Source organism: Sphingobacterium sp. GW821-FHT03E03 (assembly GCF_059420745.1).
This window is the reverse complement of the sequence record NZ_JBWKUH010000001.1, coordinates 760,079-779,645: the sequence shown is the minus strand read 5'-3', so window position 1 is coordinate 779,645 and position 19,567 is coordinate 760,079. Positions and strand designations below refer to the sequence as shown.

14 protein-coding genes and 1 other RNA gene are annotated in these 19,567 nt (G+C 38.8%); 7 read left to right on the top strand and 8 right to left on the bottom strand.

Translation table 11 applies throughout. The features are described from left to right. Positions 1 to 3: 3 nt before the first annotated feature. The gene (gene glsB / locus AC07UV_RS03155) at positions 4 to 963 is read left to right on the top strand and encodes a glycine N(alpha)-acyltransferase GlsB (RefSeq protein WP_223582271.1); all 960 of its coding nucleotides are present in this window, start codon (positions 4 to 6) and stop codon (positions 961 to 963) included. Between the two features lie 33 nt (positions 964 to 996). On the opposite strand, the gene AC07UV_RS03150 is transcribed toward glsB, so the two are convergent. The 3 genes from AC07UV_RS03150 to AC07UV_RS03140 are packed head-to-tail and all read right to left on the bottom strand — an operon-like array spanning position 997 to position 4,845. After that, the gene (locus AC07UV_RS03150; RefSeq protein WP_495182708.1) at positions 997 to 1,731 is read right to left on the bottom strand and encodes an MIP/aquaporin family protein; all 735 of its coding nucleotides are present in this window, start codon (positions 1,729 to 1,731) and stop codon (positions 997 to 999) included. A gap of 9 nt (positions 1,732 to 1,740) precedes the next feature. Then, the gene (glpK, locus tag AC07UV_RS03145) at positions 1,741 to 3,240 is read right to left on the bottom strand and encodes a glycerol kinase GlpK (protein ID WP_495182707.1); all 1,500 of its coding nucleotides are present in this window, start codon (positions 3,238 to 3,240) and stop codon (positions 1,741 to 1,743) included. Positions 3,241 to 3,267: 27 nt separating this feature from the next. Continuing rightward, positions 3,268 to 4,845 carry a glycerol-3-phosphate dehydrogenase/oxidase gene (locus AC07UV_RS03140; RefSeq protein WP_282253453.1) on the bottom strand — a complete coding sequence of 526 codons (1,578 nt, stop codon included), beginning with the start codon at positions 4,843 to 4,845 and terminating at the stop codon, positions 3,268 to 3,270. Positions 4,846 to 5,189: 344 nt separating this feature from the next. Between AC07UV_RS03140 and AC07UV_RS03135 the strand changes: the two genes are divergently transcribed. After that, the gene (locus AC07UV_RS03135; protein WP_282253454.1) at positions 5,190 to 5,696 is read left to right on the top strand and encodes a thioredoxin family protein; all 507 of its coding nucleotides are present in this window, start codon (positions 5,190 to 5,192) and stop codon (positions 5,694 to 5,696) included. A gap of 507 nt (positions 5,697 to 6,203) precedes the next feature. Here the strand turns inward: AC07UV_RS03135 and AC07UV_RS03130 are convergent. After that, positions 6,204 to 7,595: an arginine decarboxylase gene (locus tag AC07UV_RS03130; RefSeq protein ID WP_120260639.1), complete on the bottom strand. Its 1,392-nt coding sequence runs from the start codon at positions 7,593 to 7,595 to the stop codon at positions 6,204 to 6,206. A gap of 108 nt (positions 7,596 to 7,703) precedes the next feature. Here AC07UV_RS03130 and argS point away from each other — a divergent pair, with 108 nt between their 5' ends. The 3 genes from argS to AC07UV_RS03115 are packed head-to-tail and all read left to right on the top strand — an operon-like array spanning position 7,704 to position 11,772. Further along, positions 7,704 to 9,488 carry an arginine--tRNA ligase gene (gene argS / locus AC07UV_RS03125; protein ID WP_495182706.1) on the top strand — a complete coding sequence of 595 codons (1,785 nt, stop codon included), beginning with the start codon at positions 7,704 to 7,706 and terminating at the stop codon, positions 9,486 to 9,488. A gap of 4 nt (positions 9,489 to 9,492) precedes the next feature. Continuing rightward, positions 9,493 to 10,569 (top strand): oxidoreductase, encoded by a 1,077-nt coding sequence (locus AC07UV_RS03120; protein ID WP_282253456.1) that lies wholly within the window; start codon positions 9,493 to 9,495, stop codon positions 10,567 to 10,569. A gap of 15 nt (positions 10,570 to 10,584) precedes the next feature. Then, a complete protein-coding gene (locus AC07UV_RS03115; RefSeq protein ID WP_282256117.1) occupies positions 10,585 to 11,772 on the top strand; it encodes a BaiN/RdsA family NAD(P)/FAD-dependent oxidoreductase in 1,188 nt (395 codons plus the stop codon). A gap of 171 nt (positions 11,773 to 11,943) precedes the next feature. Here the strand turns inward: AC07UV_RS03115 and AC07UV_RS03110 are convergent, their stop codons facing one another. Next, positions 11,944 to 12,987, bottom strand: a complete 1,044-nt coding sequence (locus AC07UV_RS03110) for a helix-turn-helix transcriptional regulator (RefSeq protein WP_282253457.1) — start codon at positions 12,985 to 12,987, stop codon at positions 11,944 to 11,946. A 159-nt stretch (positions 12,988 to 13,146) separates the two neighbouring features. Here AC07UV_RS03110 and rnpB point away from each other — a divergent pair. Together rnpB and AC07UV_RS03100 are read left to right on the top strand one after the other, a co-directional pair. Beyond that, positions 13,147 to 13,526: RNase P RNA component class A (gene rnpB / locus AC07UV_RS03105), an RNA gene on the top strand. A 65-nt stretch (positions 13,527 to 13,591) separates the two neighbouring features. Continuing rightward, the gene (locus tag AC07UV_RS03100) at positions 13,592 to 14,983 is read left to right on the top strand and encodes a sigma-54-dependent transcriptional regulator (protein ID WP_120260643.1); all 1,392 of its coding nucleotides are present in this window, start codon (positions 13,592 to 13,594) and stop codon (positions 14,981 to 14,983) included. 133 nt (positions 14,984 to 15,116) lie between these two features. On the opposite strand, the gene AC07UV_RS03095 is transcribed toward AC07UV_RS03100, so the two are convergent. From AC07UV_RS03095 to AC07UV_RS03085, 3 genes are all read right to left on the bottom strand, one after another. After that, positions 15,117 to 15,776, bottom strand: a complete 660-nt coding sequence (locus tag AC07UV_RS03095; protein ID WP_282253458.1) for an HAD family hydrolase — start codon at positions 15,774 to 15,776, stop codon at positions 15,117 to 15,119. A gap of 75 nt (positions 15,777 to 15,851) precedes the next feature. Further along, the gene (locus AC07UV_RS03090) at positions 15,852 to 17,753 is read right to left on the bottom strand and encodes a DUF3857 domain-containing transglutaminase family protein (RefSeq protein WP_495182705.1); all 1,902 of its coding nucleotides are present in this window, start codon (positions 17,751 to 17,753) and stop codon (positions 15,852 to 15,854) included. Beyond that, the gene (locus AC07UV_RS03085) at positions 17,750 to 19,531 is read right to left on the bottom strand and encodes a DUF3858 domain-containing protein (RefSeq protein ID WP_495182704.1); all 1,782 of its coding nucleotides are present in this window, start codon (positions 19,529 to 19,531) and stop codon (positions 17,750 to 17,752) included. The genes AC07UV_RS03090 and AC07UV_RS03085 overlap by 4 nt, the downstream gene beginning before the upstream one ends. Positions 19,532 to 19,567 lie beyond the last annotated feature (36 nt).

The window sequence follows — 19,567 nt, the reverse complement described above, 5'->3', positions numbered from 1 at the left end:
TTTATGCAAGAAATTATACCTCCAGTTGATAGAGAACTATTGAAAGCCGAATTGAACAAGGACGTTTTCTTACGCTATACCAACAATGGAAATAACGAGATATACTTAATCAACTATCACAACTCGCCCAATGCTATGCGCGAAATTGGACGGTTACGAGAGTTGACATTCCGTGGTGCAGGAGGAGGTACAGGGCTTTCAATTGATATTGATGAAAATGATACATGTGATGATTGTTATGATCAATTGATCGCATGGAATCCTGAAGATGAGGAAGTCGTTGCAGGTTATCGTGTGATTAAATGTACAGAAGCCGGAGAAACAAATGGTATTCCTAATTTATCTACAGCTCATTATTTTCAGTTCTCGGATCAGTTTACAAAAGATTATTTGCCGTATACCATTGAACTCGGGCGGTCTTTTGTTCAACCTAGATACCAACCCGCAATTGACAATAGAAAGGGTATCTTTTCCTTAGACAACTTATGGGATGGTTTGGGCGCTTTGGTGATGCTTAATCCAGAAATTAAGTACCTTTTTGGGAAAGTGACGATGTATCCACATTATAATAAGGATGCACGGGATATGTTGCTTTACTTCATGGACTATTATTTTCCTGATCAGGATAAATTGGTTACTCCATTACCTGATTTGGAAATCAAAAATGACTACGATCGTTTTATTGGTGTTTTTGATGGGTTAGATTATAAAGAGGGATACAAAATATTAAACAGTCATGTAAGAGCATTGGGGGAAAATATTCCACCATTAATAAATACATATATGAACCTGTCCCCAACGATGAAGTCTTTTGGTACAGCTCGAAATGATGAGTTCGGCACTGTTGAGGAAAAAGGTATTCTGATTGTTATTGAAGATGTTTATCCTGTTAAAAAAGAAAGGCATATGAATACTTTTGAGCGGGATCGTGAATATGGTCATCGAAAGCCAAAACGAGTATAAAATAATAAAGGGATTCAATATTGAATCCCTTTATTATTTTATTAAAGTATAGAGTACAAATGCTAAGATCGCCCCAATAATTGGTCCAATAATAGGGATCCAGGCGTATGACCAGTCGGAACTTCCTTTTCCTTTAATTGGCCAGAGTGCATGAAATAATCGTGGACCAAGATCCCTGGCGGGATTAATCGCATAGCCTGTTGTGCCTCCCAGTGACAAGCCAATAGCCCACACTAAAAAAGCAACAGGTATAGCGCCTAGAGATCCCATTCCGATGGGTTCAGTCTTTCCATTGATCGTAACATCTTGACCTGTTATAAAGAAGATAACAAAAATTAGGACGAAAGTTCCAATGATTTCACTGGCTAGATTTGTTGACGTATTTCGAATATTTGGGACGGTAGCGAAAACACCTAATTTTGTGGTCGGATCGGCTGTAGCATCAAAATGATCTTTGTGTATAACATACGTTAATAATGCCCCGCAAAATCCACCGGCAATTTGGGCGAGAATATAACCGGGGACCTCTGTCCAGGGTAGCGCGTTGTTAAGTGCCATAGCGATTGTTACCGCTGGATTAAGGTGAGCGCCCGTGTAAGGTCCTGCAAAGACTACTCCGACATATACGGCCAAGGCCCAGGCGGTTGTAATGACAATCCAACCGCTATTTTCCCCTTTTGTTCCTTTTAATATAACATTTGCAACAACACCATTCCCAAGGAGTAGAAGGAGAGAGGTTCCAATAAATTCAGCTAAATAATGGTTCATAAGTATTGGTTAGTTTTCTGTCCAGAATTGTAATGCTTTAACGCCTTTGGTCCATTGTTTAATGATTTTCTGGGTCTGTTCTTCTTGTTCTTTTTCGGGTTCAAAGAGACGGTCTTGTGCCCAGAATTTTGAAAGTTCTTCTTCATTTTTCCAGAAGCCAACAGCCAGTCCTGCTAGGTAGGCTGCCCCCAATGCTGTTGTTTCGGTAATTTTGGGCCTGATGACATTGCTGTCCAGTACATTTGCTTGGATCTGCATTAAAAGGTTGTTTGCCGTTGCTCCACCGTCCACACGCAGTTCCTTGATAGGTATTCCACTGTCAGCTTCCATTGCCTGTAAAACATCTCTTGTTTGGAGAGAAATAGCCTCTAGTGAAGCTCTCGCAATATGTCCATTTGTTGTAGCTCGCGTTAATCCAAATATAGTACCTTGAGCTCTGGCATTCCAATAAGGAGCCCCCAGTCCAGCGAAAGTTGGGATAAATGTCACTCCGCCATTATCTTTTTCGGAAAGTGCCAATTGTTCAATATCTGCAGATTTATAGATAATATTAAGGTTGTCCCGTAACCATTGGACCAATGCACCACCAATAAATATACTTCCCTCTAATGCGTATTCTGTCTTTCCGTTGATCTTCCAGGCTACAGTTGTCAATAAATTGTTTTTGGACATGATTGGCTTATCACCAATATTCATTAACATAAAACACCCTGTACCGTAAGTGTTTTTTACCATTCCCTTTTCTATGCATTGCTGACCGAAAAGAGCTGCTTGCTGATCTCCTGCAATCCCCGCTATTCTAACTTTATGAGCGAAAATCGTTGTTCTAGACTCACCATATATTTCGCTACTTTCCTTAACTTTGGGTAACATGGAAGCCGGAATGTCGAATAATTCAAGAAGCTCCGTGTCCCAATCCATCGTATGTATATTGAATAAAAGTGTACGGGAAGCATTGGTAACATCGGTAATATGAACATCACCGCGCGTCAGATTCCATACTAGCCAGGTATCAATCGTGCCACAGATCAGCTCTCCGTTTTTTGCTTTTTCTCTCGCTCCGTCCACATGATCAAGAATCCACTTTATTTTTGTTGCTGAAAAATAAGGGTCAAGGATGAGTCCCGTTTTTTTCTGTATCATTTCATGTTTGCCAGATTTACGGAGCTCGTCACAGTAATCTGCTGTGCGCTTATCTTGCCATACAATAGCATTATAGATTGGTCTACCGCTTTCTTTTTCCCATACAACAATTGTTTCCCGTTGATTGGTTATCCCGATGGCAGCGATATTTTTGCCGTTTAGTCCGGCTTTCGTTGTGGCTTCGGCAGTGACGCCTGCCTGCGTGGACCATATTTCATGCGGGTCATGTTCCACCCATCCTGGTTGTGGAAATATTTGTGTAAATTCTTTTTGCGCAATTGAAACGATATTTCTGTCCTTATCAAAAATAATGGCTCTGGAGCTTGTCGTACCCTGATCCATCGCCAAGATGTATTGTTGTTCCATAATTTGATTACTGCTGGTTATTTTCTATTAGTTTAAGATATAATTTTTTGCAACTTTCTCGAAATTTTCTATTTGTTTTTTTTGCCAGTTTTCGTCTTTACCTAATTCTTGAGCGAGTATTCTGGCGACTTCGGGTGCGGCGATAATTGCTGCTTTTGCATCGAGGAATAGGATGCGTACACGGCGTGAAAGTACATCTTCAACGGTCTGCGCGAGTTCGTTGCGCACTGCCCATAGTACCTCTGCTTTTTTAAATTCCAGGTGTTCGACTAATTTTTCACCCCATACCGGATTTTCTTGTTCAAGCGCATGAATTGCCTCCTGGTCGGAGCCATAAATATACATGTGGTTACTTCTATCGGTGGTCGGAATGGCGCTATAGATTTTTTGTGTTGCCGAGGTACTTTCCTTTTTTGGTAAACAGCCAATTTTAATTGCTTTATCAACGGTGTCTTGTCCCATTCGGCGAAAGGTAGTCCATTTTCCTCCAGTCAAAGTTAGTAAATTTGAGTCGCTGACGATTACTTTATGACTTCGGGAGATTTCTTTGGTTTTGTTGGAATTTCCTGTTGGAGCCGCCAACGGTCGAAGACCGGCAAATACAGCTAATGCATCCTGACGGGTTGGTTGTTTAGTGAGGTAACGGCCAGCAGTTTTTAAGATAAATTCGATCTCTTTCTCTAGTGCTATCGGTTCCAGACTGTGTTCATCGATTGGCGTATCTGTAGTTCCTGCGATGACGCGATTGTGCCAAGGGACAAGAAAAAGAACGCGACCATCATCTGTTTTTGGGATCATGATTGCGTCGTCCCCAGGAAGAAAAGATTTATCAAAAACAAGGTGTACACCCTGGCTTGGTCTAACCATTTGTTTTGCTTCGGGCTTATCCATTTTGAGTATATCATCAACAAAGATCCCCGTTGCATTGATAATGGCTTTACCCTGAATTGTGAAAACTTCTCCAGTATCAGTATCTTGCGCGATAACACCATTAACTTTACCTGCGCCGTTTTTGGTTAGATTAGTTACCCGCATATAATTAAGTGCTACGCCGCCCATTTGAATACAGGTCTGCGCTACATTGATAGCGAGTCTTGAGTCGTCGAATTGACCATCCTGATAGACAACTCCGCCATATAATCCCTTTGTTCTCACTGTGCTGATTCTGCGTTGGGTTTCCTCCTTATTAATATGTATAGATTTTCCTAAACTCAATTTACCAGCTAAGAAATCGTATATTTTCATGCCTATGGTATAGAAGGGGCCGTCAAACCAGCTGTAATTAGGGATCACGAAGGATTGATTTTTAACTAGATGGGGGGCGTTTTGCTGTAGGAGCCCTCTCTCATGAAGTGCTTCTCTAACAAGAGATATATCGCCCTGAGCGAGATAGCGGACACCACCGTGAACGAGTTTTGTCGCTTTGCTCGAGGTGCCTTTCGCAAAATCAACCTGTTCTAATAATATAGTTTTGAATCCTCTGCTCAATGCATCCAATGCAACACCCAAGCCACTTGCTCCGCCTCCTATGACAATAACATCCCACTCGCTTGTGTCTTTTATTCTTTCTATTAATTTTGACCTTTTGAATTCTTCTTGTTTCATTTTGTTTCGTTTTTGGTCTTAAGGTATTGTCCTTTCTATTGCTGATATAACCTATTGATACTAAGTTATAGTATATTTGTGGATTTTTAAAAGAATTTTATTAAAAAATAAAAAATAATGTATGTTTGTTTTTGTTTTGTTTTGTTTTGTTATCCATGTTTTTTTAAACAATTCGTTACCACTTTTAAAATAATTGGGATAACATCATTACTATGGCCTTATTGTATATTCTTTGTTGTTTCGTAGCAAAGAACTATATACTGATTAACCATTATAATAGGCTTATGTTTTGGTTTGGTAAAATGATTTTGTAATTTTAAATCATATAAATAATTTGTTGGATAATGAGAAGGATTAAATTATTGTTTTTTGGAATTGGCGTATTCTTGGGAAGCCAATTCGTACATTCAAGTGTAGTCGCTCAGGAAGTTTCAAAAACTCAGAAAGAGCTTTCAAAGCCTTATAACCCAGAAGCGGACGCGCAAAAAGATATCGATGGCCTTCTGCAATTGGCTAAGAAGGAAAAAAAGAATATCGTTATTCAAGCAGGGGGGAATTGGTGTGTATGGTGTCTACGGTTTAATGATTATATCCATAAAACGGCGAGCGTAGACAAATTGTTGAAAAGTCGTTTTCTCTATTATCACCTAAATTATTCGAAAGAGAATAAGAATGAGGCGGTTTTTCAAAAGTATGCACCTGAAGGTAGTAAATTAGGTTATCCGTTTTTTATCATATTGGATAAAAATGGAAAGACACTTCATGTACAGGAAAGTGGCAGTCTGGAAAAGGACAAAAGCTATGACGAAGAAAAGGTATTGAAATTTTTCAATGCCTGGGTGGCGAAATAGAAAAGAACCACAGCTGAATTTCTTAAGGAAAATCATAATAAATTAATGGAAAATACACCATGAACAGGCTCCTAAATAAGGGGCCTGCTTTATTTTGTGGCAAACTGACATAAAAGATATATTACTATACTACATCCGGTGTTTAGCGTTGTATCTGGATGGAGACAGCAGGAGAAAAGCTTGATTATTGATATGGGTTTAATTATGATATTATACGGAGATAAAACGAATTTTATACGGTTTTATCCGAATGAAGTCCGAATAAGGTCCCTATTAGGTCCGAATGAAGTCCCTGTTAAGTGATGACTTGTTATGAGGTTACATGCTGTCAGTTTAGTTGATTGGCAGGGGAAACTTAGATTACAAATGATTGGAAGAGTAGGGGTTACTTAAAAGAAAAGGTCTCGATCCTAAGATCGAGACCTTTCTCTCTATGATTGATTAGCATATCTTCTTTCTAAAAAGATACGTTAAAATTTATTGCATCATTTTTTTAGGTGGAATATCTTATTGATAACCCAATAGCTTCATGACTTGTTTGGAATTTTGTTCCTCTCCAAATACTTCGTAGTTGAAAGTCTCATCTCTATTTCTGCGCACCAATACATGTTTAGGTGAAGGAAGTAGGCAATGATGAATTCCGCCGTATCCACTCAATACATCTTGGTAAGCTCCAGTATGGAAGAATCCCAAATATTGTACTTTACGTGTTTTAGGCATAAAAACAGAGTTCATATGTGCTTCCTGGTTGTAATAATCTTGACCATCGCAGGTGATTCCACCCAAATTGACGCGTTCGTACTCCGAATCCCAATTGTTGATTGGTAATAGGATGTATTTTTGGTTTAAAGCCCAGACATCTGGCAAATTCGTTATAAAAGATCCATCAATCATAAACCAACGCTCGCGGTCATTCTGTTGCTTACGTCCGAGTACTTTATATAGGATACCCGATGCTTCAGCCACTGTGTATTTGCCAAATTCTGTAATGATATCTGGTTCCATCACTTCATGGTGTGCACAGATCTGTTTGATCCGATTGACGATTTCGTTGACCATGTATTCATAATCAAAATCGTGCACCAATGAATCTTTAAAAGGCATTCCACCACCAATATCCAAAGTATCTAAATCAGGATTTATCTTTTTGAATTTACAATAGAGGGTAACGTATTTCTCTAGCTCATTCCAGTAATATGGCGTGTCTGATATACCTGAATTGATAAAGAAGTGAAGTAGTTTTACTTTGAAGTTGGGATTGTCCGCTATTTTGTTGTTATAGAATTCTACAACATCTTCTTGGCGAATGCCCAGTCGTGATGTATAAAATTGGGAATCTGGTTGTTCCTCTGAAGCTATGCGGATACCCAGAGCACAAGGTTCATCCAATTCAATTTCATCATCATAGAGGTTGAATTCTTCTTTGTTGTCTAATACCGGTATAATATTTTTATATCCATCATGGATCATATCAACAATATACTGTTTGTACTGATAGGTTTTAAATCCATTACAGATGACTGTGATGTCTTTTGTCACGGTACCTTGTCTCTCCAGTGAATCAATCATCGGCATGTCAAATGCAGACGAAGTTTCAAGGTGGATGTCATTTTTCAAGGCTTCTTCTACGATGTGCTTGAAATGGGAAGATTTGGTGCAATAACAGTATTTGTAAGATCCACGATAGTTATGCTTCAGAATAGCGGTCTGAAACAAGATTTTCGCTTGTTGAATTTTTTTGCTGACGATAGGCAAATAAGTAAAACGTAACGGCGTACCGTACGTTTCTATCATTTCCATTAAATTCAAATCGTGGAAATACAATTCGTCGTCGATGATTTCGAATCCGTCTTGCGGAAAACCAACACTTAAGTCAAGAAATTCCTGATAGCTCTGCATTTTTTATTATTTTTGCAAAGATATACTTTAATGGTGAATACCTAAATAAGGAATGTTATTTATTTCCAGTTCACTATCAGGAAGTTGTAAAATTTACAAAATCATTAAATGGCAAATTCTATTCAAAGGCGACTTGTTGAAGTCACTGTACAGGCTGTTAAGGAGCTTTACAATGCAGATATTTTAGAACATCAAATTGCTTTACAAGCGACTCGAAAGGAGTTTGAAGGGCAAATTACAATCGTAACTTTTCCCGTAACTCGCTTTTCGAAATCGTCTCCAGAGCAGACAGGTGCAGCGATCGGTACCTATTTGCAACAGCATATTACTGAAATATCGGACTTCAATGTGATAAAAGGCTTTTTGAATATTGTGCTTTCCGACGACTATTGGGTCTCCTTGTTGAATGAAACGATTGTTGCCAAAGATTTTGGTGTTTTCCCAGCGAATGGAAAGAAGTTGATGGTTGAATATTCTTCGCCAAATACCAATAAACCATTGCATTTGGGGCATATACGAAATAATCTGTTAGGTTATTCCGTTGCTGAAATCTTGAAAGCTTATGGTTACGAAGTCATCAAGGCAAATTTGGTGAACGATCGTGGTATACATATTTGTAAATCCATGCTGGCTTGGCAGAAATTCGGTGCTGGAGAGACTCCCGAATCTACTGGAATGAAAGGCGACCACCTTGTGGGGAAATATTATGTAGTCTTCGATAAAGAGTATAAGAAAGAAATTGAAGCATTGAAAGCTGAAGGGCAGTTAGAAGATGAAGCAAAAAAGAATGCCCCACTGATGAAAGAGGCTCAGTCTATGCTTCAAAAATGGGAGGCAGGAGACGAAGAGGTTATTACGCTTTGGAAAACCATGAACAGCTGGGTCTACGCTGGTTTTGAAAAAACCTACAAGCAATTGGGCGTAGACTTTGATAAATATTATTACGAATCCAATACCTATCTTTTAGGGAAAGATATTATTCAGGAAGGATTGGACAAAGGTGTTTTCTTTAAGAAAGAAGACAACTCCGTTTGGATAGATTTGACAGATGAAGGACTGGACCAAAAATTGGTGCTCCGTGGAGATGGTACCTCAGTTTATATTACACAGGATTTAGGTACTGCGCAGCTTAAATATGATGAGTTCAAAATGAGTGAATCCATTTACGTTGTTGGTAATGAACAGGATTACCATTTCAAGGTATTGTTTTTGATCCTCAAAAAACTAGGTAAATCATGGGCTGACGGTTTGTTCCACTTATCTTATGGTATGGTTGACTTACCTTCCGGTAAAATGAAGTCGCGTGAAGGAACGGTGGTGGACGCTGACGATTTAATGGCTGAAATGCTTAAAACAGCACAGGAGCGTACGGAAGAACTTGGGAAAACCGAAGGTTTGGCTGAAGATGCCAAGGCTACACTTTATAATACTATTGGGATGGGGGCATTGAAGTACTTTTTATTAAAAGTAGATCCCAAGAAACGTCTATTGTTTGATCCAAACGAATCTGTAGATTTTCAGGGACATACTGGACCTTTTATCCAATACACACATGCACGTATCAAGTCTGTTTTGAGTAAGGCTGAATTCGATGCCAATAACCCTGTTTCAGTACTGACATCCATTTCACCTTATGAACGTGATCTGATTCAACAGTTGGGAGCATTTCCTGAAACGATTGAGGCATCTGCACAGGAATTTAGTCCGGCGCAATTGGCAAATTATATTTACGAGGTTGCCAAGTTATATAATAAATTTTATCACGAAGAGAGCATATTGAAAGCCGAGGCCAATGATGTAAAGAATTTTAGATTACATCTTTCCGCTGCTGCAGCGAAAGTTATCGCCAAGGGAATGGGTTTGTTGGGTATATGTGTGCCAGAAAGAATGTAATGATATGAGGAAGATTCGTGTTGGCCTTATAGGCTTTGGTATTTCGGGACAGGTTTTTCATGCTCCTGTCATGCGTTCGGTTGCGGCATTGGAACTTGTAAAGGTTACTGCGCGTAAGGCTGAGCAGCAGGTGTTATTGAAAGAGCGTTTTCCGCAAGCGGAAATTGCACTGTCTGCTGATGAAATTTTTGCCGATGATACGATCGAGTTGGTCGTGGTTGCTACTTCTAACGATATGCATTATCCAATGGCAAAACGTGCTTTAGAGGCAGGAAAACATGTCGTTGTTGAAAAACCGTTTACAAATACTGTAGAACAAGCAGATGAGTTGATCGCCTTGGCGAAAGAAATGAATTTGGTGCTTGCTCCTTATCATAATTTGAGATTTACTTCGGATTTCCGTACACTCGTGAAAATCATAAAAGGTGGACGATTGGGAAGGATCGTAAATCTGGAATCGAGATTTGACCGTTTCCGGAATTATTTGCGGCCAAATGCTTGGCGTGAGGAAAATCTGCCTGGATCGGGTATATTTTACGATTTAGGCCCACATCTGATCGATCAGGCTTTGCAGTTATTTGGAAAGCCGAATGCTGTATTTGCAGATCTCGCTGTACAACGTGATCATGCAAAGACCATTGACAATTTTGACTGTATCTTGTATTACGATAACCTGAGAGTTTCGCTAAAAGGATCGATGCTTGCGAAAGAACCGACCCCACGATATCGCCTCTTTGGTATGAATGGCAATTTTGTGAAAAATGGCGTTGATCCCCAGGAAGCATTATTGCGGGACGGTAAGTTCCCCGATGAAGACCCAAATTGGGGTGAAGAGGATCCAAGTATTTATGGTAAACTAAACATTGTCGAAGATGGTAGAGATGTAGAGGAAATCATTGCATCGGAACGTGGATCATATCCTGATTTTTATCAAAATGTTGCGGATACTATTTTAGGTCAAGCTACTTTAATAGCTTCACCGGATCAGGCGCGAGATGTGATTCGTATCATCGAACTCGGCTACCAGAGTCAATCGGAACGACGCGTCATTTCAACTGAAGATCAATTGATTGCTTATTAATATAAGACTGTGGATATATACGATGCTATTATCATTGGTGGTGGTGCCTGTGGTTTAATGTGCGCAGCACAAGCAGGATTGCTGGGAAAGAAAACGTTGCTATTGGAGCGTAATGATAAGGTAGGGGCAAAGATCTTGATTTCAGGTGGTGGAAGATGTAATTACACAAATACCGGAACTACAACTGCTAATTTTATCTCTGAAAATCCAGATTTTTTGCACGGGATATTTAAGCAATGGACCGTCGAGGATACCATCGTTTTTTTTGAAGCATACGGCATTAAAGGACAGGAAAAGACCTTAGGACAACTGTTTCCCGAAACCAATAAAGCCAAAGATATCGTTGCGATATTTTCGAAAATTCTTTATGAAACTGAACAGGATATAGCGCTCAATACGCTTGTGAAATCCGTGGAAAAGAGCGCCAATGGATTTATCGTTCAAGTAGAGAATTCAAAAGGAGAGTATCGGTATGAAACTAAGAAACTGGTGATTGCCTCGGGAGGACTGCCGGTTCAAAAACTAGGCGCTTCTGATTTTGGATTGCGTGTTGCAAAGCAATTTGGACTAGAAATTGTGAAAACGGCTCCAGCACTGGTACCATTGACAATTACCGGTAAAGATGCGGATTGGTATACTTCTCTGGCCGGCAATTCGGTATTTTCGAAAGTCTCCACAGCCAATATGTCTTTTGAAGAGAATATATTGTTTACGCACTGGGGGTTGAGCGGTCCAGCAATTCTTCAGATATCAAGCTATTGGAAACCGGGACAGGAGATTACGATAGACTTGCTCCCCAATTTTAATCTGGAGCAGTTGATCAAAGAAGAGCGGCAGCAGGGCGGGAAGCGATTGGTCTCACAATTGCTGAATGACTATTTTAGTCGAAAGCTGGTGGATGCGCTTGGCAAATTCCTCACATTGGATATCAAAATAGCATCTTTAAGCAAAGCTGACGCTAAGTCGATTGTAGATACGGTTCATCGTTTTAAGGTCAAGCCCGCAGGTGATAAGGGCTATGATAAAGCCGAGGTGATGCGTGGGGGTGTTGCTACGGCGGAACTGCGGGGCAAAACATTAGAATCCAAGAAAATACCCGGTCTTTATTTTGGAGGTGAGACTGTCGATGTGACGGGCTGGCTTGGCGGATATAATTTCCAATGGGCCTGGGCAAGTGGTTATGCGATTGCGCAAGCTATTTAGAGGCCATTAACCCTGATCTCAGTTAGCCACATTTGTGCTGCAGCGGTCTATATGTTTCAGGTCAGTTTCTGGTTTGCCGGAAAATGTCTTGAAGGTGAACTGAGGATCGATCAGGAGCTCGAGATTATTAAATCCAGATTTTTACGAAAGACGATTGAAAGCTTGGTGGTTCTATACAGAATCAGATGACTTTTCCGACCGATCAGGATATAATTGAGCTGCTGCAACCAAACGTTGCCTTATCCGACTTTGTAAATTGCGTGGAGCAATTACCTTGATCGCTTCACCAAATCCTAAAATTTCCCGTTCCAGTTCAAAGTTCAGGACAACATCAATACGAATTAAGAGGGAGCCGTCGTCTTTTTTATCCAGGATCTGCTGAGAAGGATGGATAGGCTTGGTTTCTACATAAGGAGCGTTTCTTGCATTTATTTCCAGAATAACACGATGGCCACGATCTTTATGTGTTTTTGAGACACCGATCGTGTCGGAAAAGTAGCGTTCAAAATCTATCCCTGTATATTCTTTATACGAATTTTTCCCCATTTCCTCTATCGTTTCGATCCGATCTAAAGCAAGTGTCATTAATCCCTCGCTTTTTCTGTGGTGCCCAATGAGAAACCAACGGTTGCGATATTCTTTTAATAGGTAGGGGGAGAATACCAGATCTTGTTTTTGTAGTGCTTTAAAAGATTGATAGCCTATTAGAAGTGGTGTTTTTTCACGAATAGCCTGATGGAGCTGGCTAATAAATGATAAGCCTTTCAGAAGATTATTGCTCTCCATTTGGATAATGGAAGGCTGATTATCTTTTTTAGTATGAATACTATCTTCAAGGCGTGCGACAATATCGCTCATTTCATCAAAACTCGAAAAGCCACTGACATGTTTTAAAACCTCTACAGCTTCCTTCATTTTTTGCATATCGCCGACGGAAATAGGCGAGTTGCTTATACTATAGTTGGGATCTTCGTAAGTATAAAACTTACGATGTGTGACAACAATAGGTGCATTATAACCTAATTTATTACTCCGCATCAACTGTATATCGCCCTGAACAGTACGTTTACTAATGCCATTTTTGATGCCTTCAAATTCATAAAGCGCATCAGAAACCTTTTCCATTAAGTCTTCTAAAGTCCACTTACGATGTCTTAACCGAAGACAGTTGTCGATAGTTTTGTAACGGATCAGTGCGAGTTTGTTTAATGCCATGTTTTGTTGAAGCAAGTTTAGATGAAAATACAAAAACTTTATGTTATCTACGCAAGAGTATTGCGTAATTTTTGTAATGCGTAAAGCCTTATGCCCAGCTTTGTTGAAATTATAAAGAAATTGGCTGTTTATCCAAGTAAAATCGCTACTTTTGCGCAGAAGCAAACTGGTTCTATCGCTGCTCTTTTTGGGAGGAGAGGAAAGTCCGGGCAACATAGAGCGACACGCTTCCTAACGGGAAGGATGTTATTTTAAATAGCAGACAGAAAGTGCCACAGAAAATATACCGCTTTTCGGAGTAAGGGTGAAAACGTAAGGTAAGAGCTTACGGTCTTGTATGGTAACATATATTACGGTAAACCTCGTGTGTTGAAAGACCAAATAGGTTGCGAAATTCGAAGGCTGCTCGTCTTCTTTCAATTTATTGGAATTCGTAATGGGTAGGTTGATTGAGTTTGTCAGCGATGGCAAATCTAGATAAATGATAGAAATTCCACTTCGGTGGTCTACAGAACCCGGCTTACAAGGTTTGCTTCTTTTTCGCTAATTGCTAAAAAAACCTTATATTGATTTCCGTAATTGAAAATAGCATAACGCTGAATTTATGAGTACAATTTTAATCATTGACGATGAACGCGCCATCAGAAGCTCTTTGCGTGATATCTTAGAATACGAAGATTATACGATTTTAGATGTTGACAATGGTCGTGATGGATTGGAGATCTTAAAAAAAGAAAAGGTCAACTTGGTTCTATGTGATATCAAGATGAATAATATGGACGGGATGGAAGTGTTATCTGAGGCACATCAGAGTAGTCCAGATATTCCTTTTATAATGATCTCTGGCCATGGAACGATTGAAACTGCGGTTGAGGCAGCAAAAAAAGGAGCTTTTGACTTTTTGGAAAAACCACTGGATCTAAACCGATTGCTCATTACGGTTCGGAATGCGTTGGATAAAAGTTCTCTTGTCACTGAAACCAAAGTATTAAAACGTAAGGTCAGCAGTTCAAAGACCAAAGATATATTAGGAGAGTCGGGGGCAATTAAACGTATCAAAGAAACGATAGATCGTGTGGCTCCAACAGAAGCGAGAGTATTGATTACCGGTGCAAATGGTTCAGGTAAAGAGTTAGTGGCCCGTTGGTTGCATGAGAAATCAAATCGTTCACAAGCGCCATTGATTGAAGTAAACTGTGCTGCCATTCCTTCGGAATTGATCGAATCAGAATTGTTTGGACATGAAAAAGGATCCTTTACTTCGGCAATTAAGCAACGTATCGGTAAATTTGAACAGGCCAGTGGCGGGACATTGTTTTTGGACGAGATAGGTGATATGAGCCTTTCCGCTCAGGCTAAGGTATTGCGTGCTTTACAGGAACATAAAATAACCAGAGTAGGCGGTGACAAAGAAATTGATGTCAATGTACGTGTTGTAGCTGCGACCAATAAAGATTTGTTAAAGGAAATTGAAGACGGCAATTTTAGAATGGACTTATATCATCGCCTCTCGGTGATTTTAATCCATGTGCCAGCGCTGATAGATCGTGTTGATGATATTCCATTGCTTTCAACAAACTTTTGTGAAGAAATATGTATGGAATATGGTATTCCTGTAAAGGAAATCACAAATGCAGCGATGAGAGAGTTAAGCCATCTTCCATGGACAGGAAATATTCGTGAATTGCGTAATATGATTGAACGACTTATTATTTTGAGTGATAAATCTATTACCGATAAGGATGTTGTTGCATTTGCTAATCCTTCACGTGAACCGGTAAATGGGATTGCCCACGAAAAGGGCACGGTGAATTACGGCCTAGATATGGATTCATTTGACTCATTCCAAGATTATAAGGATCATGCGGAAAAAGAATTTATAAAATATAAATTGGAGAAAAATAACTGGAATGTTTCCAAGACTGCAGATGATCTGGATATACAACGGAGTCATCTCTATAGTAAGATTGAAAAATTTGGTCTCAAAAGAGACTAGTAAAAAATAAGGGCATCCAAAAGAAGCCCTTATTTTTTATAACCTTTGTAATAGTTTCTTTGTATTCAATTGAAGAAACACTGTTGAAATGATCCTCGTATGAATTAAGTGATCATTTTGTTAAGCGGACCTTCTATTGTAATATTGCTTTCACATTAGCTACTGAAATTTCAGTATAGTTTCTGATATATGTATCGCTAGCAGGAAGTTCCTCTTTTTTGTGGGTTGATAATACGGCAACAACCTTCATCCCCGCATTTTTGGCAGCTGTAATGCCCGAAAAAGAATCTTCAAACACAATACATTTTTCAATTGGCATACCCAGGTTTTCCGCTGATTTCAAATAAACTTCGGGATGAGGTTTGTGAAGTTTTACATCTTCACTGCTCAAAGTTGATGAAAAAAGATCACGGATCTTTAGTTCATCCAAAATCAGATCCATATTTTCTTTAGGAGCCGATGTTGCCACCGCAAGTTTGAAGCCTTTGTCTTTTAAATCTTTCAGAAATTCGATCAAGCCTTTAATAGGAGCAACATGTTCTTTATAGATCACCCTAAAAAGCTGCTCTTTTTCAAACTCAAGCGTACGCAATTCTTCAGGAGAGATCGGGCGTTGAAAAAAATGTTGCATGATATAGCTGTTGTGTTTGCCATACATATGCTGTTCGAATTCTTCTTCAGTAGCCTGTTGTACGTTATGGTTCTTAAAAAAAGCTCTGAAAGCTTCTGCATGAAAGGGGTTTGTGTGGCTTATAACCCCGTCCATATCAAAAATTGCCGCGTATTCTGTCATTTGGCTAATATACAATAATTGCTTTATTTGATTGTTTGACAACTTTCATATTCTGGTAAATATTTTAAGATGATATTACAATATGCTCAGATTATAACGCCCTTTATCGGAACCACTCACTTCTTTATGAAACTGAAAGAAATCTTCATAGTTGCTTGCTGGATAATTTCCTTCGAAGAGCTCTAGTTTTCGATACGTGAAAAGTTTATTCCCTTTTATCTCCGACTTAAATTCATATTTACCAAATGGTTTTTCGATAATCTTTTGTTCGGGGGGTATTGTTTTTAAAATGTTATTTGGCAGTGCAATACTAATGCTGTCAATGTCAACAAATCCACGTTCTATAAAAATATCTTCCGTACGATTTTTATTCTCAGATATGCTGGATTGTGTATTGAAAATATTGGGCTGAATCAGCATTTTATTGCCGTTTTTTACCGCATAATTTTTAATGGAAATTGACAAATTCTCTTCAATAAATGGTCTATCTTTTTTGTGTTCGGTGTATTTTACCTGTTCAAAATTAATGTTGTCGATATTATAATATTCTGCCAGCAGTTTAGTTTTTTCATTATTGCTTGCCAAAAGAATTTCCATATGATTTTCATACTGTGTACCATAAAATTTGGTGTTTAGAGAGCCTTTTATACTCCCATCATCGGATAAGCTAAGATCGGCGTTACGAAGCTGAAGATTGATGGCATTGCTATATTTTGGTGTATGCATAATCACACCGCCATTTTCGGTACAGGCAATGACATCTCTGTCATCTGTAAAATTGCTTAGGAATCCAAAAGGGAGGTTCTGGCTGGTGCATTCCAACCAGGTCGTATCATTTTTGAATGGCAGGCATAGGATTGCATGGTTTCCATCCTGTACATTTGCAAATGTTTTATGAAAATTCTCCTTGCGTTTACCCGCTTCAACCATACAGTAGTAAGAAGGTATACCTACAGCAGATAACATGCTTCCCATATAGTTGACCAAGGCTTTACAGTCACCATAACCTAAACGGTCAACCTCAGATGCCGGAAATGGCTCAAGTCCACCAATTCCAATCTGAATACTGATGTATCTCGTGTTTTTTTGCAAATAGTCGTATAGGATCTTCGCTTTTTCTTGATCCGATGAAGCGTTCTTTGTAAGTGATATGAATTTCTGTTTTGAGGCTTCAGTAAGATCTTGCTTTTTGCTTAATAATTTAGTAGCAAACCAGTCGCCATACTCTTTCCAATCGCTAAAATTGCCTTCTTTTCCATAATAAACAAAGTTTTTAGGAACGATCAATACGCTTGTTCTTTTCAGATTGGGATTGGGACTATAAGATTCCTCTTTTTTAGCTGGGATTTGTTCCGCATTCCAGGTTTTACTAACAGTTTTATCGGTTTTCTCCTCTTTGATATTACCTTTATAGTTTTTTGACTCGATCCGGAATTCACTACTGATTGGAGTTATAAATTGATAACTGCTTTTTTCAACGGAAACATTGTTTGAAACTTCAGGAGTCCATGAAGGAATGATTAAGTTTTGTTTATGCCTTACTTCGTATTGATATTCGATGGTATAGGGGTAGCTGTGATAATCCGGGATATAGACTTTCATCCTCGAATCAGCAAACATTGTACTGTTGTCAACTGCACTTACATCTTTAAAATCCTTGGTTGCTATTTTTTTCTGCAATATCCCCATTTCATTATAGATAGCACCCTTTATGCTCTTGATTTCATTTGATTTGTTATAATGTATCGGAAGGGCGGCATAGTAATCCCCGTTTTTATTATAAACGGTAATGACACGTGTGACCGTTTCAGTGACCTGCTCAGGGGATTTTACTTCCACCACAGTTTTATCATTTCGGACTGTTGCTACTGCCCGGCTTTTTAGCGTACCCGGAATCTGGGCAATATCGTAGTTCTCCTGAGCAATTGCAGCAATTGGAATAAGGAAATAGGCTAAATTGGCAAATAACGTTTTCATTTTTTTGTGGTTAATCTAATGTCTAATTTCTGCTGTTGTATAATGCGTGAATAAAGCTCTTTTAAAGAGAAATATTCGTCTACCGTAAATATTGGTTTATTAAAACTAAGGCTCCCCAGAACCTCTAGTTTGGTGCCAGTTAGCTGTGTTATGTATTTATATCTTGCAGCAGACTCAGGAAGAGCCAAAGATATATTTTGTGGTTTATCTGTTACTTCGTATTGTTCCGGGATTTCCAATTGGATATTGTATTGGAGTTTAGACTTAAATCCCATATCTACCGGATAAGTGCGGTCTTGAATTTTGAACGGATTATAGGATATGCGATCGATGACGTTTGGAGCGAGTGATAATATATTGTTTTCTTGTTGTTTATTAACATCTAACGTAATATCAAACGTCTCGTTTAGTATCTGATCGAGTTCGTTAAGATGTTCAATTTTGGCATTGGTAAAACTGATGTTGGGCATCTCTTCATCCAGTTTTTCCCAATATTCTTCGAGAGAGTTGAATTTGGCTATATGTTGCCTTTTTAAGAGCGCTTTATTACCTTGACTGCTAATGATAAGTGTGCCTTTAATTTGACCTTGGTTATTCAGTACGCCCGTCAACGTATAGTATTGTTCGGATATCTCCTCAGAGGCTAGTGGGAACCAATCTGAACTTTTTTTGGAGTATATGATTCTGCCACGCTCATTGAGACATTGCAATGGCAATGAGCCAAAGGGAAGATAGCTATTCGATGCGTCCAATTTGTATTTGATTCCATCGATGTCCACACAGGCGATTACATAGTCAAAATCAGATAATACAGGAAATAGCGAATTGGGGTTACCATTTCGTCTTGTCGATAAAATAATTGGATAAGCATCTAAATTCGCTGCTTGTAGGGCAGTAATCAGCGATAAATTTATATCACCAATATTACCAGTTCTTTTTTCTAAGGCTTTTTCGATTCCATTTTCGGAATATTTTCCAACGTAGTTATTCCATTTTATCTGTTTCTTGATGTAGTCGTAGATTTTGTTGGCCTTTACCAATTTTGAATCATCTGGAGATAAAAGTGTTGACAGCGTAGTTTTGAATAGATCTGTTTTTTTCAATTGGCCACCAAAGGTCTTCTCATTCATTAATTCTGTGTCAACATCTTTCCATGTCTTGCTAAATGTTTTTTTGACACCAGTGCTTGGATAGAATATGGATTCGAGCTCGTAATATATTGCGGATTTAAAATTTTGGGGAGAAGTCATAAAGTCTTCTTCAACAAAAGCTGGAATATTGGACATTGCATAGGTGAGCTTTGAACAATCCATTCTTACTCCATCCAAAAAAAGATATTCCTTCAAAACTTCTCCTTTTTTTTGGTCATCAAGTTTATAGGGACCACGTAATACCACATTATAGGTAAAAGATGCCGGTATAATAGCAATGTATTGGCTATGTAATTTGGGAATATCATCCTGAAATTCCCATGTCTTAAAATTAAATAGATCCTGTTCGAGAGTTCGATACGAAACTTCTATGATGGATCCTTCTTTAATATTTGGAAGTGTGAATTTGTTCAGATCGAGGTAAGTAGAGTAGTTTTCTTTAAAAACCTTTTTACTTTCAAGTTCTGTTCGAATGATCTGTCCACTTTCCAAATTGTAGGTAACAGCTTTCAATTCGTCCAGGTGGTCACGGATATAACTTCCTCTTTTATAGGAGGGGATTTCGAAATTGGCTTTTTTAAAACCCTCTTTATTATTTATACGAATGAGGACGTGGTATTCGTGCATTAATTTTATTCGATGATCATAGTCATCGACGAAAAC

Excerpts from the sequence above, each read along its gene's own strand:
- argS (WP_495182706.1), top strand. The coding sequence starts at position 7,704 with ATGGCAAATTCTATTCAAAGGCGACTTGTTGAAGTCACTGTACAGGCT.
- AC07UV_RS03090 (WP_495182705.1), bottom strand. The coding sequence starts at position 17,753 with ATGAAAACGTTATTTGCCAATTTAGCCTATTTCCTTATTCCAATTGCT.
- AC07UV_RS03085 (WP_495182704.1), bottom strand. The coding sequence starts at position 19,531 with ATGCACGAATACCACGTCCTCATTCGTATAAATAATAAAGAGGGTTTT.
- AC07UV_RS03095 (WP_282253458.1), bottom strand. The coding sequence starts at position 15,776 with ATGACAGAATACGCGGCAATTTTTGATATGGACGGGGTTATAAGCCAC.
- AC07UV_RS03100 (WP_120260643.1), top strand. The coding sequence starts at position 13,592 with ATGAGTACAATTTTAATCATTGACGATGAACGCGCCATCAGAAGCTCT.
- AC07UV_RS03130 (WP_120260639.1), bottom strand. The coding sequence starts at position 7,595 with ATGCAGAGCTATCAGGAATTTCTTGACTTAAGTGTTGGTTTTCCGCAA.
- glpK (WP_495182707.1), bottom strand. The coding sequence starts at position 3,240 with ATGGAACAACAATACATCTTGGCGATGGATCAGGGTACGACAAGCTCC.
- AC07UV_RS03135 (WP_282253454.1), top strand. The coding sequence starts at position 5,190 with ATGAGAAGGATTAAATTATTGTTTTTTGGAATTGGCGTATTCTTGGGA.
- glsB (WP_223582271.1), top strand. The coding sequence starts at position 4 with ATGCAAGAAATTATACCTCCAGTTGATAGAGAACTATTGAAAGCCGAA.
- AC07UV_RS03150 (WP_495182708.1), bottom strand. The coding sequence starts at position 1,731 with ATGAACCATTATTTAGCTGAATTTATTGGAACCTCTCTCCTTCTACTC.
- AC07UV_RS03110 (WP_282253457.1), bottom strand. The coding sequence starts at position 12,987 with ATGGCATTAAACAAACTCGCACTGATCCGTTACAAAACTATCGACAAC.
- AC07UV_RS03120 (WP_282253456.1), top strand. The coding sequence starts at position 9,493 with ATGAGGAAGATTCGTGTTGGCCTTATAGGCTTTGGTATTTCGGGACAG.
- AC07UV_RS03140 (WP_282253453.1), bottom strand. The coding sequence starts at position 4,845 with ATGAAACAAGAAGAATTCAAAAGGTCAAAATTAATAGAAAGAATAAAA.